Below are 12893 nucleotides of genomic sequence, written 5' to 3' on the forward strand. Positions count from 1 at the left end.
GGCGGCGTATTGCGCCGGATGGCGAACGGCGGCATGCCGTGGCGGTGCGGCGCAATACGCCGTCGGCTATTGCGCCCTACGGCACACCGGGGATGCGATAATCGGGCGGTTTCCCTCCCGTCGAGTGCCATGTCCCGCCAGCTCCTGGTTTCCTGCGCCCTGCCCTATGCCAACGGCCCCCTGCACCTGGGGCACCTGGTGGGCTACATCCAGGGCGACGTGTTCGTCCGCGCCCAGCGGCTGTCGGGCAACACCGCGCACTTCGTGTGCGCGGACGACACCCACGGCACGCCGATCATGCTGGCCGCCGAGAAGGCCGGGAAGACGCCCGAGGAGTACATCGCCGGCATCCAGGCCAGCCACGAGCGCGACTTCGCCGACTTCGGCGTCGCCTTCGACAACTACTCCTCGACCCACTCGCCTACCAACCGCCAGCTGACCGAAACGTTCTACCGCAGGCTCGACGAAGCCGGGCACATCAGCCGGCGCTCGGTCGAGCAGCTCTACGATCCGGAAAAGGGGATGTTCCTGCCCGACCGGTTCGTCAAGGGCACCTGTCCGCGGTGCCGCACGCCGGACCAGTACGGCGACAACTGCGAACACTGCGGGGCGACCTACGCGCCCACCGAACTGATCGAACCGCGCTCGGTGGTCAGCGGGGCGACGCCGGAGCTGCGCCAGTCCGAGCACTTCTTCTTCGAGCTGTCCCGTTTCGAGGCCTTCCTGCGCGAGTGGCTGGCCGGCGACGTGGCCCCGGCCGGGGTCAAGGCCAAGCTGATGGAGTGGCTGGACGCGGAGGGTGGCCTGCGCGCCTGGGACATCTCCCGCGACGCGCCGTACTTCGGCTTCGAGATCCCGGGCCACCCGGGCAAGTACCTGTACGTGTGGATCGACGCGCCGATCGGCTACCTGGCGAGCTTCCACGAGCTATGCGAGCGCGAGGGCCTGGACTTCTGGTCGTTCCTGGAGCCGGGCACCGACACGCAGATGCACCACTTCATCGGCAAGGACATCGTCAATTTCCACGGCCTGTTCTGGCCGGCGATGCTGCACGGGGCCGGCCACCGCGCGCCGACCCGGTTGCACGTCAACGGCTACCTGACCGTCGACGGAGCGAAGATGTCCAAGTCCCGCGGCACCTTCGTCATGGCCCGCACCTACCTGGACGTGGGCCTGGAGCCCGAGGCGCTGCGCTACTACTTCGCCGGCAAGACCTCCGGCGGCGTCGAGGACGTGGACCTCAACCTGGGCGACTTCGTGGCGAAGGTGAACTCCGATCTGGTCGGCAAGTTCGTCAACCTGGCCAGCCGCTGCGCCGGCTTCATCAGCAAGCGCTTCGACGGCCGCCTGGCCGGCGCGCTGCCGGACCCGGCCATGTATTCGCGCTTCGCCGCGCAGCTGGAGCCGATCTACGCCGCCTACCGCCGCAACGAGGCCGCCACCGCGCTGCGCATGACCATGGCGCTCGCCGACGAGGCCAACCGCTACATCGACGAGCACAAGCCGTGGGTGATCGCGAAGGAAGAGGGCCGCGAGGCCGAGCTGCAGGCGGTCTGCACCCAGGGCCTGAACCTGTTCCGCGTGCTCAACACCGCGCTGCGGCCGGTGCTTCCGGACACCTGCGCCCGCGCCGAGGCCTTCCTGGACGCGCCGGTGCTGCACTGGGACGCCGTGTCGCGACCCCTGCTCGATAATGTCGTGCAGCCCTACACCCCGCTTTTCACCCGCATCGACCCGAAGAAGATCGCCGCCATGACCGAGGCCAGCACCGACTCCATGAAGACCACCCCTGATATGGCGGCGGGCACCGTCGACGGTGCGAAGAAGGCCGGCAAGCCGTCCGGCGGAGCCGCACCCGCAGCCGGAGACGGCGTGGCGGATACCATCGGCATCGACGACTTCGCGAAGCTCGACCTGCGAATCGGCAAGGTCGTTGCCTGCGAGCTGGTCGAAGGCTCGGACAAGCTGCTGCGCTTCGAACTGGACGCCGGCGCACTGGGCACCCGGCAGATCTTCTCGGGCATCCGCGTCTCCTATCCGGAACCGGAGACGCTGGTCGGCCGCAACGTGGTGTTCATCGCCAACCTGGCGCCGCGCAAGATGCGCTTCGGCCTGAGCGAGGGGATGATCCTGTCGGCCGGCTTCGATGCCGGCGCCCTCGCCCTGCTGGACGCCGACGCCGCCGCCGAGCCCGGGATGCCGGTGCGCTGAGCCATGCGCCTGGCGGACCGGATCGACCGCCTGCTCCCGCAGACCCAGTGTGGCCAGTGCGGGTACCCCGGCTGCCGCCCCTACGCCGAGGCGATGGCCAATGGCGAGGCCGGGCCGGACCGCTGTCCTCCCGGTGGCGACGCCGGGGCGCGTGCGCTGGCCCGGGTGCTGGGGATTGCTCCGGTGCCCTACGACCGCAGCCTGGGCGAGCACCGCCCCGGTGAACTGGCGCTGGTCGTCGAGGAGGACTGCATCGGTTGCACCAAGTGCATCCAGGCCTGCCCGGTCGACGCCATCATTGGCGCCGCGAAGCACATGCACACGGTGGTGGAGCCGCTGTGCACCGGGTGCCGGCTCTGCGTCCCGGCCTGCCCGGTCGACTGCATCGTGATGCTGCCGCCGGCAAGCGCGGCCGCTCCCTAGCCGCCGGGCGGCGGCGCCTCCCCTTCGGTTTCCAATGCATCCGGCGCCACGGCGCCGGGCAGTGACGTGGCATCGGCCGCCTGGCACAGGCTGCAGACGCGCTCGACGGCATAGCCCAGTCCGGCTAGCCGCTCCACCAAGCCATCCCCGCCCAGCAGGTGCAGCGCGCCGACCACCACCAGGGCGTCACCGGCATCGTGCCGGAGCATCGCGTCCAGCCGCTCCAGCCAGGCCTCGTTGCGATCCAGGTTGACCAGTCGGTAGGTCTCCGGAGTCCGCTCCATCATTTCCAGCCGGGTCAGCTCCTCGAGCCGGTCGACATCACCGTCGCGCCACGCAGCGTGCAGGTCCTCCAGGCGTGCGGGCATCTGCTCGGGACTTGCCAGGTACTCCTGCAGCGCGCGCACCTGCTCGTCGAGTGGCGCGCCCGCAAGGGCCTGCAGCTGCGCCTCCAGCGTTTCCAGCCCGCCCACCGGCGTGCCCGCAAGCGCGGCCTGCTCCATCAGGAAGCGGTCGATCCCCAGCTCCGGCTGGAACCCCATCGAGTGCGCCAGCCCGAGCACCAGCGACAGGTTGATGAACCAGGGCTGGTAGCCGTCCACGTGGTCGATCGAGCCACCCTGTCGCGCCAGCAGGCGGGCGAGCTTCTCGCGGGTGACCGCCGGCAGCACGTCGCCGAGCCTGCGGTCGTCGGGGAACAGCGCGGCGGCGATGAATCGCGCCTGCGTGTCCGGGCCGTCGATCTCGTCCGGGGCCAGTTCGAACACCAGCTTGTCGGCCTGGTGGAAGGCCCGGGCCACGTCCACGGAAAGTGGATAGTCGCCCGGCTTGAGCAGGTGGAACGCGCCGAGCAGCCACAGCGTCGTGTCGGCATCGGAGACCTTCCACAGCAGCGGCACCGGCGGGCGGTACCCGTCCTCGTAGGTGTCCGCCAGCCCCGGCGGAAGGTCCATCGGGATGATCGCGCCCCGGTCCGGCACGTCTCCGTCCACGGGTGACTGGGCCGACGCCGGAACGGCCCCCACCAGCGCGAGCGCCGCGACCAGCCCGAAGCCCAGCCCGGCGCGGCGCGCACCGCGGCGCCACCAGCGGATCGCGGCCACCTCAGCTACCCCGCGGCTGGTAGGCCTTCTCGCCGGCGGTGACCGGCAGCGTCAGGCGGTTCTCGTCCGGCGGCAGCGGGCAGGTTGCATACGGCGTGAACGCACAGGGCGGGTTGTAGGCGCGGTTGAAGTTGAGCTCCACTCGTCCCTCCGCATCCGGCGGCGGCGCATACAGGAAGCGGCCGGCGCCATAGCTGCCGTGGCCGTTGGTTGCGTCGGCGAAGACCAGGAACAGCTTCCCGTCGCCGCCGTCCAGTGCCTCCAGCCGGTATTCCTGGCCGTCGCGTTCGAAGACCACTACGCCGGGATTGGGGGTGGCGTCGAAGCCGCCGATGATATTCGCGACCTCCAGGGTGCGCGGCTCCGGATGCGGCTCGAAGCGTGCCGGGACGACCCAGTCGGCTTCCGCCGGCCAGTAGGCCAGGCCGGCGAACCCGGTGCGGGCGGGGGCGTCATGGTGGCGCACGCGCAGGGCGTGGCGGCCGTTGCGGATGATCACGGTGGCGACGCCGCGGCCACCATCGAACTCAAGCCGGCTCGGCCCGCCCTCCTCGGCATCGGTGCGCAACCAGGCTTCCCCCCGCACCGGTGCCCCGTCGACCGCAACCCGCACCCCGCGCTCGGGCACGAAGCGCAGGCGCCCGTCGGGGCGCAGGTCCAGCATGCCCAGGTGCTCGGGGCCGACCGACAGCTGCAAGCCGTTGTCGGTGTCGCTGCCCATGAAGGAGGGACCCGGCGTGATCCAGTGCAGGCCGACCAGGCTGGCCCAGCCCTCCTCCGCCAACAGGTCCGCGCGGCGCTGCTCGCGCCACTGCTGTTCGCGCTGCTTGAAGGCGATCTGCTCGGGGGTCATCGTTTCCTCTTGGGTGAAGTCGAACAGGCCGCCCGGCTGGCACGCGGCCAGCGCCAAGGCGGCGATCATCACGGGTGCGAGCAGCGCCGCCGGCCGCATCTCAGCGCCCCCGCAGGAACCAGCGGTCGATCTCGGCCAGGCCGAACCGCGTCCAGGTCGGCCGGCCGTGGTTGCACTGGCCGGAACGCTCGGTGGCTTCCATGTCCCGCAGCAGGGCGTTCATCTCCGGAATGGTGAGCCTTCGGTTGGCACGCACCGCGCCGTGGCAGGCCATGGTCGACAGCAGCTCATCGCGCGCGCCTGCCACCCGGCGCGAGGCGCCGTGCTCGAGCAGGTCGGCGAGCACGTCACGCAACAGCGCCTCCACGTCGCCTTGGGCCAGCAGCGCGGGGACCGCGCGCAGCGCCACCGACTGCGGACCGGCGCGGGTGACCTCGAAACCGAGTTCGGCCAGCGTGGCGGCCTCCCGTTCGGCCACCTCGGCCTCGCGCGCGGACACGGCGATGGTCGCCGGCACCAGCAGCGGCTGGCTGCGCAGGCCCTCGCTGTCGTGCGCTGCCTTGAGCCGCTCGTAGCCGATCCGCTCGTGTGCGGCGTGCATGTCGACCACGACCAGCCCCTCGCGGCTCTCGGCCAGGATGTAGATGCCGTGCAGTTGGGCGATGGCGTAGCCGAGCGGCGGAATGCCGGCCTCGGCCGCGACGGCATCGCCGCCGTGCATCGGCATGGCGGGGACCGTCGCCTCCTGCCAGGCGTGCTCCTGGCTGACCTGGCCGGACCCGTCCGCCATCGCGGCCTCGCCCCCCCCGGCATACAGGGCGGCATAGCTTCCGCGCGCCTCGGCGATCTCGCGCAGCGACAGGTGCGACTGCGACTGTGGCTGCCAGCCAGGCGCGGCCGCCGGGTGTGCCACGTGTGGCCCGCCGGCCTGCCCTGCCTGCCCATCGGCTCCGGCGCGGGTCTCAGCCAGCGCGGACTGCAGCGTGCGGTAGACGAAGTCATGGACGAGCCGCGAGTCGCGGAAGCGGACCTCGTGCTTGGCCGGATGTACGTTCACGTCGACCCGGCGCGGGTCCAGCTCCAGGAACAGCACGTAGGCCGGCTGCCGGCCGTGGTACATGACGTCCGAGTAGGCCAGCTTGACCGCGTGCGCCACCGAGCGGTCGCGGATCGCGCGGCTGTTGCAGTACAGGTACTGCTGGTCGGCACTGGCGCGGTTGTACGCGGGCCGCGCGATCCAGCCGTGCAGGCGCAGCCCGGCGCCCTCGTGGTCGACGCGCATCGCGTGGCGGGCGAACTCCGGGCCCAGGGTCTCGTGCAGGCGCACATCCGACAGCAGGTCGGCCTCGCCCTTCCAGCGCCGCGACGGCTTGCCGTTGTGCGTGACCCGCAGCTCCACCTGGGGCCGGGCCAGTGCGAGCTGGCGCAGCCATTCCTCGATGTGCCCGAACTCGGTGCGCTCGGCGCGCAGGAACTTGCGCCTCGCCGGGACGTTGTAGAACAGGTCGCGGACCTCGACGGTGGTCCCGCGCGGGTGCGGCCGCGGCACCGGTGGCGCCACCCGGCCACCGTCGACCTCGATGGCGTGGGCGTGCTCGTCCTCCTCCCGCCGCGACGTGATGCGGAAGCGGCTCACCGAAGCGATCGACGGCAGCGCCTCGCCGCGGAAGCCCAGGGTGCCGACGCCCTCCAGGTCCTCCAGCGAGGCGATCTTGCTGGTGGCGTGGCGCGACACCGCCAGCGCCAGTTCGTCCCGCGCGATGCCGCGCCCGTCGTCGCGGATGCGGATCAGGCGGGTGCCGCCCTCCTCCAGGTCGATGTCCACCCGCCCGGCACCGGCATCCAGCGCGTTTTCGACCAGCTCCTTGACCACCGACGCCGGGCGCTCGACCACCTCGCCGGCGGCGATCTGGTTGATCAGGGTGTCGGGGAGCGGGCGGATCTGCACTCGGGAGCGGCCATCGGAGCGGCCGTCCATCATAGCCTCACGCAGCGGTCACAACGATGACCGCGCCGGCCCTCAGGGGCTGCCGCCCGCGGCGCCGGCGACCTGCTGCGCCGCGGCCCGCGCCGCGTACAGGGTGCCCGGGGGCGGCTGGCGGCTGAAGTAGCCGTTCACCCCGTCCAGCACCGCGCCGGCGATCTTGCGCTGGAACGCGGGATCACGCAGCCGCCGCTCCTCCTCCGGGTTGGAGATGAAGGCGGTCTCCACCAGCATCGCCGGCATGTCGGAGGTACGCAGCACGGCGAAGTTGGCCTTCTCCACGTTGCGCTTGTGCACGTTGCCGACCTGCTGCAGGCCGCTGAGGATGTCGCGGGCCGCGTCCTCGGACGCCTTCATGTGCCCGCTCTGGGTGAGGTCGAGCAGCACCGAGGCCAGGGTGTCGTTGGGGTCGTCCAGGCGCACGCCGCCGATCAGGTCGGCGGAGTTCTCCTTGTCCGCGAGCCAGCGGGCGCGCTGGGAGGAGGCGCCGCGCAGCGAGAGCACGTAGACCGAGGATCCGTCGGCGCTGCGGTTCTCCGCCGCGTCGGCGTGGATGGAGATGAACATGTCCGCCCCCGCCTTGCGCGCCAGCCGTGCACGCTGGTTGAGCGGGATGAACACGTCGTTGTCGCGGGTCAGGAACGCCTTCAACCCCGGGGTGGCGTCGATCTGCCGCGCCAGCTCCTTGCTGATCGCGAGCACCACGTCCTTCTCGCGGGTGCCGCTTTTGCCGATGGCGCCGGGATCCTGGCCGCCATGTCCGGGGTCGATCGCGATCACCAGCGGGCGCATCCCGACCTCGCGCGGCAGCGTGGGCCGGGGCGCGGGCTGGGTAGCCGGCGCAGTGGCGGGAGGTACAGCCGCCGGCTCCGGCGCCGGCTGTGCGGGTACGGAGGCCTGGCGGGTCTCCACGTCGCGCGCGGCGGCCTTGGCGGCCAGCTCGGAAATCAGGCGGCTGGTCGCGGCGGCGGAGGCGGCGACGTCGATCGGCGATACTTCCTTTCCTGCCACGGCCGCATCGGTGGAGACGGCTGCCGCCGCGGTCCCGCCCGCGGGCTGCGCAGCGGCCGTGGAACCACCCTGCGCCGCGAACCGCTGCACCGGGCCGTCGCCCGGCCATTCGACCACCAGCCGGGGTCCGTCACCGGCCTGCTCGATCCACGGATCGGGCGCCACGACCGGGTGCGCAAGGTCGAACACGATGCGGGTGACGCCGGCTTCGGGTTGCCCGGTGCGCACCGACTTGACCACGCCGGCCCCCTCGGGGAGGGACACGCCCTTCGCCAGCGACGCGGACGGGAGATCGACTACGAGGCGCGCCGGATTGTCGAGGCGGATCACCTTGTACTGCCCGGCGCCGTCCAGGCTGATCTCGGCACGGGTGCCGGTGGCGCCTTCGATCAGGCGCAAGCTCTTGATTTCAGAGCCATACGCGAGGTTCCACAGCAACCCCGCGAGCAGCGCCAGGCCGAGCAGGACCTTCTGGATGGTGGCCGATTGCACTCGCATGGGGCGAAGTCAAGCATTGCCCGCAGCTGAATGCAAGTATTTTTCCCTTTGGAATCCGACACCTGTGGCCACATCCTTTGGGAATCGTTCAGGAGTGTGACGCAAGCGCACCCTCCGCCGGCAGAGCACCATTGAGCCGCCGGAGCCAAGCGGATCCCGCGTCGCTGCGTGCTTCAAGGCGTGCGCTGCGTCCGTTTCCGGCGTGATCGAGCCACACTTCCAGGTCCGCCGTCGGCAGCGCCCCGGCCCCGCGCTGCGGCCATTCCACCAGCCACAGCACCGCCTCGCCGCCGTCCAGCCCGAGGAACTCGAGCTCGCCGGGGTCGCCAATCCGGTACAGGTCCATGTGCCAAGCCTCCCCACCCTCCGGCAACGGATACCGCTCGACCAGCGTGTAGGTCGGGCTGCGGATCGGTCCCCGCACCCCCAGCGCGCGCAGCATGGCCCGTGCGAGGCTGGACTTGCCGGCCCCGAGGTCGCCATGCAGCAACACCACCGCGCTCGGCGGCCGGGTGCGGGCGAGCGCCTCGCCGAGCGCGTCGGTCGCCGCCGCATCCGCGAGCAGGCGCGCCGTCACGGGCCGCCTCCCGGGTTGGCGAGCCGCCGCAGTTCGGGCATCAGGTCACGCGGCAGCAGCCCGCGCTCGCCTTCGGCGGCGGCCAAGTCGCCGGCGCAGGCGTGCAGCAACGCCCCGCATGACGCCGCATCGAAGACGTCCAGTCCCTGCGCCAGCAGGGCAGCCACCACGCCGGTCAGCACGTCGCCCATGCCCCCCACGGCCATGCCCGGGTTGCCTGCGTCCACCAGCCGCGGCAAGCATCCGGGCGTGGCCACCAGCGAACCGGCGCCCTTGAGCACCACGGCAACCCCATGGCGCTCCGCCAGGGCCTTGGCTGCGGCGAACCGGTCCGCCTGGACCTGCGCCGTGGTGCACCCGAGCAGGCGCGCGGCCTCCCCGGGATGCGGCGTGACCACGCTGCCGGCGGGGAGCGCGACCGCACCCTCGGCGAGGAGGTTCAGCCCGTCCGCGTCGAGGACCAGCGGCCGCCCGGCGGCCGCGGCAGCTTCGAACAGCGCCGAACCCCAGTCGTCCCGGCCGAGCCCGGGACCGATCGCGATGATGTTGGCCCGCGCAAACACGCCAGGATCGGGACGGCTCCCGTCGAAGCCGCGCGCCATCGCCTCGGGAAGGCGGGCCAGCAGCGGCGCCACGTGCAGCGGCCGGGTGAGCACGTCCACCAGCCCGGCGCCGGTGCGCAGCGCCGCCTCCGCGGCGAGCATGACCGCGCCGCCCAAGCCGTGGTCGCCGCCGATGCACAGCACGCGCCCGTGCAGGCCCTTGTGGCTGTCGCGCCGTCGCGGCAGCAGCCAGCGAGCGAGATCGTCTGCATTGAGCCGCTCCGCGCTGGCGTCGACCCCGGCCGACGGTACCTGCAGGTCCGCCAGCGAGAGCGTGCCGGCAAGATCGCGCGCCGCGCCTGTCCGCAGGCCGGCCTTGGGGGCAAGGAACTCCAGCGTGTGGTCGGCGTCGATCGCGATGCCGGTGGCATGGCCGGTATCCGCGTCGACGCCACTGGGCACATCCAGCGCCAGAACGGGCGCCGGGTGTCCGTTGATCGCCCGCACGAGCGCGGCGGCGGCGCCTTCCAGCGGCCGCGACAGGCCAATGCCGAACAGCGCGTCGACGATGACGTCGGCCGCCGGAAGCTTCTCCCCGGCCGGCACGACGGTCCCGCCTGCTTCCGCCCAGGCCTCGCGCGCCGCACGGGCGGCGCGGCTGCCGCCCGCGTCGCCGAGCTGGACGACCTGGACCTCGCGGCCCGAGCGCAGCGCGTTGAGCGCCAGCTCGTAGCCGTCCCCGCCGTTGTCCCCCGGACCGCAGGCGACCAGGAGCCGGCGTGCCCCGGGCCAGTGTTCGAGCACGGCGCGCCACGCGGCCTGGCCCGCGCGCACCATGAGCGCCCGCGGGTCGCCGGCGTCGGCGATCCCGCGCGCTTCCAGTTCGCGCAGGGCGTGGGTCGAGTAAAGGCGGTCAGGGGCCGGCATGCCCGCGGATTCTATACTTGGACGCATCGTGGACCCGTCCTCCGCCCCCGCCACCGCGCCCGGCCCCGCTGCCGGCGCGTCCGATCCGGCCGCCCTCGCCTCCCGGATCCGCGAGCTCGCCCGCGAGGGCGGCTTCCAGCGCTGCGGCATCACCGGCATCGACCTGGCCGAGGACGAGGCGCACCTGGCCGACTGGCTCGGCCGCGGCCTGTACGGGACGATGGAGTGGATGGCCCGCCACGGCCGCATGCGCGCGCGCCCGGCCGAGCTGCTGCCGGGTACGTTGCGGGTGATCTCGGTCGGGCTGGACTACGGCCGCCGCGACGACGTGGAAGCCTGGGAGACACTCGGCGACGGCGAGCGCGCCTACGTCGCCCGCTACGCGCTGGGCCGGGACTACCACAAGATGATGCGCCAGCGCCTGCAGCGGCTCGCCGACCGGATTGCGGAGCTCATCGGTCCGTTCGGCCACCGCGTGTTCGTGGACTCCGCGCCGGTGCTCGAGCGCGCCCTGGCCCGCAACGCGGGACTGGGCTGGATCGGCAAGCACACCTGCCTGATCGACAAGGACGGGGGCTCGTGGTTCTTCCTCGGCGAGATCTACGTCGACGTGCCGTTGCCGGTCGACGCGCCGGCCACGCACCACTGCGGCACCTGCACGCGCTGCATCGACGTATGCCCGACCGGCGCCATCGTCGCCCCCTACCGCCTCGACGCGCGGCGCTGCATCTCCTACCTCACCATCGAGCACGACGGCCCGATCCCGGAGGAGTTCCGCGCCCCGATCGGCAACCGCATCTTTGGCTGCGACGACTGCCAGCTGGTGTGTCCCTGGAACAAGTTCGCGCGCCGCAGCGACGAGCCCGACTTCCGCGCCCGCAACAACCTGGACGAGGCCAGCCTGGCCGAACTCTTCGCCTGGACGGAGGACGAATTCCTCACCCGCACCGAAGGCTCCGCCATCCGCCGCAGCGGCCACCGCCGCTGGCTGCGCAATATCGCCGTGGCGCTGGGCAACGCGCCCACGACCCCCGGGGTGCTGGCGGCGCTGGAGTCAAGGCGCGACGACGCGGACGAACTGGTGCGGGAGCACGTCGCTTGGGCGCTGTCCCAGCATCCGAAGCCCGCGACCCCGTAGGATGCAGTAACCGCGCCGCGGCGTATTGCACCGGATGGCAAACCGCGGCCCACGCCCCGCACCCGGCGCACTACGCCGGTGCTATTGCGCCCTGCGGATCCGGGCAATCAGGTCGTGCGTCACCGGATCCCCGGCCTCCCCGTCCCCCTTCAACGCCGGCAGCAGCCGGTTCGCGACCTGCTTTCCCAGTTCGACGCCGAACTGGTCGAAGGGGTTGATCCCCCACAGCACGCCCTGCAGGTACACGCTGTGTTCGTACATGGCCACCAAGGCGCCGAGGGAGCGGGCGTCCAGGCGGTCGAGCAGGAGCACGGTGTTGGGGCGGTTGCCGGCGTAGGCGCGGTGCGGATCGTCGCTGTCCTGGCCGTTGGCGAGGGCCTCGGACTGGGCCAGCAGGTTGGCCAGCAGCGCATGGGCGTTGTCGTCGTGGCCGGCGATGCCGGGGTCGATGACGCCGATGAAGTCCATCGAGGCCACGCCGGTGCCCTGGTGCAGGGCCTGGAAGAAGCTGTGCTGCACGTCGGTACCGGTGCCACCCCACCACACCGGAACCGTGTCGAGCCCGACGCGGCTGCCGTCGGCACGGACCGACTTGCCCAGGCTCTCCATCACCAGTTGCTGCAGGTAGGCCGGCAGCAGGCGCAGCCGTTCCGCGTACGGGACCACGGCATGGCTGTGCAGGCCCAGTGCGTTGCGGTTCCACACCGCGGTCAGTGCATGCCACGCGGCGATGTTTTCGCGCAGCGGCGCGGACAGCACGTGCTCGTCCATCTCCGCGGCGCCGCCGAGCAGCGCCTCGAAACGCTCCATGCCCAGCGCGATCGCGATCGGGAAGCCGACCGCGGACCACATCGAGTACCGGCCGCCGACCCAGTCCCACATCGGCAGCACGCGCGACGGGTCGATGTCGAAGGTCTCCGCCGCCCGGCCGGGGTTGGCGCTGACCGCGTACAGGCGGGAGCCATCGCCCAGCCAGTCGGCGAGGATGCGGCCGTTGAGCAGGGTCTCCTGGGTGCCGAAGCTCTTGGAAACCAGGATCACCGCGGTGCGTGCCGGATCCAGCCCCGCGGTCACCGAAGCCGCGGCCGCGGGGTCGACGTTGGACAGGAAGTGCACCCGCGGCAGGCCAGTGCCCGGCTGCGCGAGCGCGTCGACCACCAGGCGCGGGCCCAGGTCGGAACCACCGATCCCGACGCTCACCACGTCGGTGATGCCGGCCTGGTGGATGCCGCGCACCAGCTCCGCCATGCGCGCGCGCGCGGCACGGGCCAGTTGCACCGCCTCCCGGGCGGCCGGAGTGGCCGCGTCTCGCGCGCGCAGCGCGGTATGCAGCGCCGGGCGGCCCTCGGTCGGATTCACCTGTTCGCCGCCGGCGAGCGCCCGCAGCGCGGCGTCCAGGCCGGCGCTGGAAGCAAGCCCGAAGAGCTCGTCCAGCGCCCGCCCGTCATAGCGCTGGCGGGCGAAGCTGGCATGCAGCGGTCCGGCGGAGACCGACAGCGCCGCCGATCGGCCCGGGTCGGCCGACACCAGTGCGCGGATGGGATGCCCGGACAGCCGCTCCGCGTGCGCGCGCAGGGCCGCGATGCGGGAAGAAAGCGCCGGAGTTCCTTCGCCGGTGCCGCCCAT

The 12893-nt window shown here is 72.1% G+C and carries 10 protein-coding genes; 3 read left to right on the forward strand and 7 right to left on the reverse strand.

Going from position 1 to position 12893, the window contains the following annotated elements; all coding sequences use genetic code 11:
* The first annotated feature begins 129 nt into the window (after window positions 1-129).
* Window positions 130-2211, forward strand: a complete 2082-nt coding sequence (gene metG / locus G545_RS0102435; protein WP_027069000.1) for a methionine--tRNA ligase — start codon at window positions 130-132, stop codon at window positions 2209-2211.
* Window positions 2212-2214: 3 nt separating this feature from the next.
* Window positions 2215-2634, forward strand: coding sequence for an Rnf electron transport complex subunit RnfB (gene rnfB, locus G545_RS13270; protein WP_052106782.1), 420 nt, complete (start codon window positions 2215-2217; stop codon window positions 2632-2634).
* Here the strand turns inward: rnfB and G545_RS13275 are convergent.
* The 6 genes from G545_RS13275 to G545_RS0102470 form a co-directional block, all read right to left on the reverse strand.
* Window positions 2631-3737, reverse strand: a complete 1107-nt coding sequence (locus G545_RS13275) for a TraB/GumN family protein (protein ID WP_052106783.1) — start codon at window positions 3735-3737, stop codon at window positions 2631-2633. The genes rnfB and G545_RS13275 overlap by 4 nt on opposite strands.
* A 1-nt stretch (window position 3738) precedes the next feature.
* Window positions 3739-4659, reverse strand: a complete 921-nt coding sequence (locus G545_RS0102450; protein WP_052106784.1) for a DUF1684 domain-containing protein — start codon at window positions 4657-4659, stop codon at window positions 3739-3741.
* A 31-nt stretch (window positions 4660-4690) separates the two neighbouring features.
* Window positions 4691-6568, reverse strand: a complete 1878-nt coding sequence (gene mutL / locus G545_RS0102455; RefSeq protein ID WP_407059617.1) for a DNA mismatch repair endonuclease MutL — start codon at window positions 6566-6568, stop codon at window positions 4691-4693.
* A 42-nt stretch (window positions 6569-6610) separates the two neighbouring features.
* On the reverse strand, window positions 6611-8083 hold the full coding sequence (locus tag G545_RS0102460) for an N-acetylmuramoyl-L-alanine amidase (RefSeq protein WP_027069003.1): 1473 nt from the start codon (window positions 8081-8083) through the stop codon (window positions 6611-6613).
* A gap of 88 nt (window positions 8084-8171) precedes the next feature.
* A complete protein-coding gene (tsaE, locus tag G545_RS0102465) occupies window positions 8172-8660 on the reverse strand; it encodes a tRNA (adenosine(37)-N6)-threonylcarbamoyltransferase complex ATPase subunit type 1 TsaE (RefSeq protein WP_027069004.1) in 489 nt (162 codons plus the stop codon).
* Window positions 8657-10129: an NAD(P)H-hydrate dehydratase gene (locus tag G545_RS0102470; RefSeq protein ID WP_027069005.1), complete on the reverse strand. Its 1473-nt coding sequence runs from the start codon at window positions 10127-10129 to the stop codon at window positions 8657-8659. The genes tsaE and G545_RS0102470 overlap by 4 nt, the downstream gene beginning before the upstream one ends.
* Between G545_RS0102470 and queG the strand changes: the two genes are divergently transcribed.
* Window positions 10128-11267, forward strand: coding sequence for a tRNA epoxyqueuosine(34) reductase QueG (gene queG / locus G545_RS0102475; protein WP_081677683.1), 1140 nt, complete (start codon window positions 10128-10130; stop codon window positions 11265-11267). The two genes, G545_RS0102470 and queG, sit on opposite strands and share 2 nt — an antisense overlap.
* Before the next feature lie 81 nt (window positions 11268-11348).
* Here the strand turns inward: queG and pgi are convergent, their stop codons facing one another.
* Complete coding sequence (gene pgi / locus G545_RS0102480) at window positions 11349-12893, reverse strand: glucose-6-phosphate isomerase (protein WP_043711305.1); 1545 nt, start codon at window positions 12891-12893, stop codon at window positions 11349-11351.

The organism is Lysobacter defluvii IMMIB APB-9 = DSM 18482 (genome assembly GCF_000423325.1).
Classification (GTDB): domain Bacteria; phylum Pseudomonadota; class Gammaproteobacteria; order Xanthomonadales; family Xanthomonadaceae; genus Novilysobacter; species Novilysobacter defluvii.

What these genes read in the sequence shown, in the direction of transcription:
- G545_RS0102470 (WP_027069005.1), bottom strand. Translation starts at nt 10,129, where the DNA reads ATGCCGGCCCCTGACCGCCTTTACTCGACCCACGCCCTGCGCGAACTG.
- rnfB (WP_052106782.1), top strand. Translation starts at nt 2,215, where the DNA reads ATGCGCCTGGCGGACCGGATCGACCGCCTGCTCCCGCAGACCCAGTGT.
- G545_RS0102460 (WP_027069003.1), bottom strand. Translation starts at nt 8,083, where the DNA reads ATGCGAGTGCAATCGGCCACCATCCAGAAGGTCCTGCTCGGCCTGGCG.
- G545_RS0102450 (WP_052106784.1), bottom strand. Translation starts at nt 4,659, where the DNA reads ATGATCGCCGCCTTGGCGCTGGCCGCGTGCCAGCCGGGCGGCCTGTTC.
- pgi (WP_043711305.1), bottom strand. Translation starts at nt 12,893, where the DNA reads ATGGGCGGCACCGGCGAAGGAACTCCGGCGCTTTCTTCCCGCATCGCG.
- mutL (WP_407059617.1), bottom strand. Translation starts at nt 6,568, where the DNA reads ATGGACGGCCGCTCCGATGGCCGCTCCCGAGTGCAGATCCGCCCGCTC.
- metG (WP_027069000.1), top strand. Translation starts at nt 130, where the DNA reads ATGTCCCGCCAGCTCCTGGTTTCCTGCGCCCTGCCCTATGCCAACGGC.
- queG (WP_081677683.1), top strand. Translation starts at nt 10,128, where the DNA reads ATGCCCGCGGATTCTATACTTGGACGCATCGTGGACCCGTCCTCCGCC.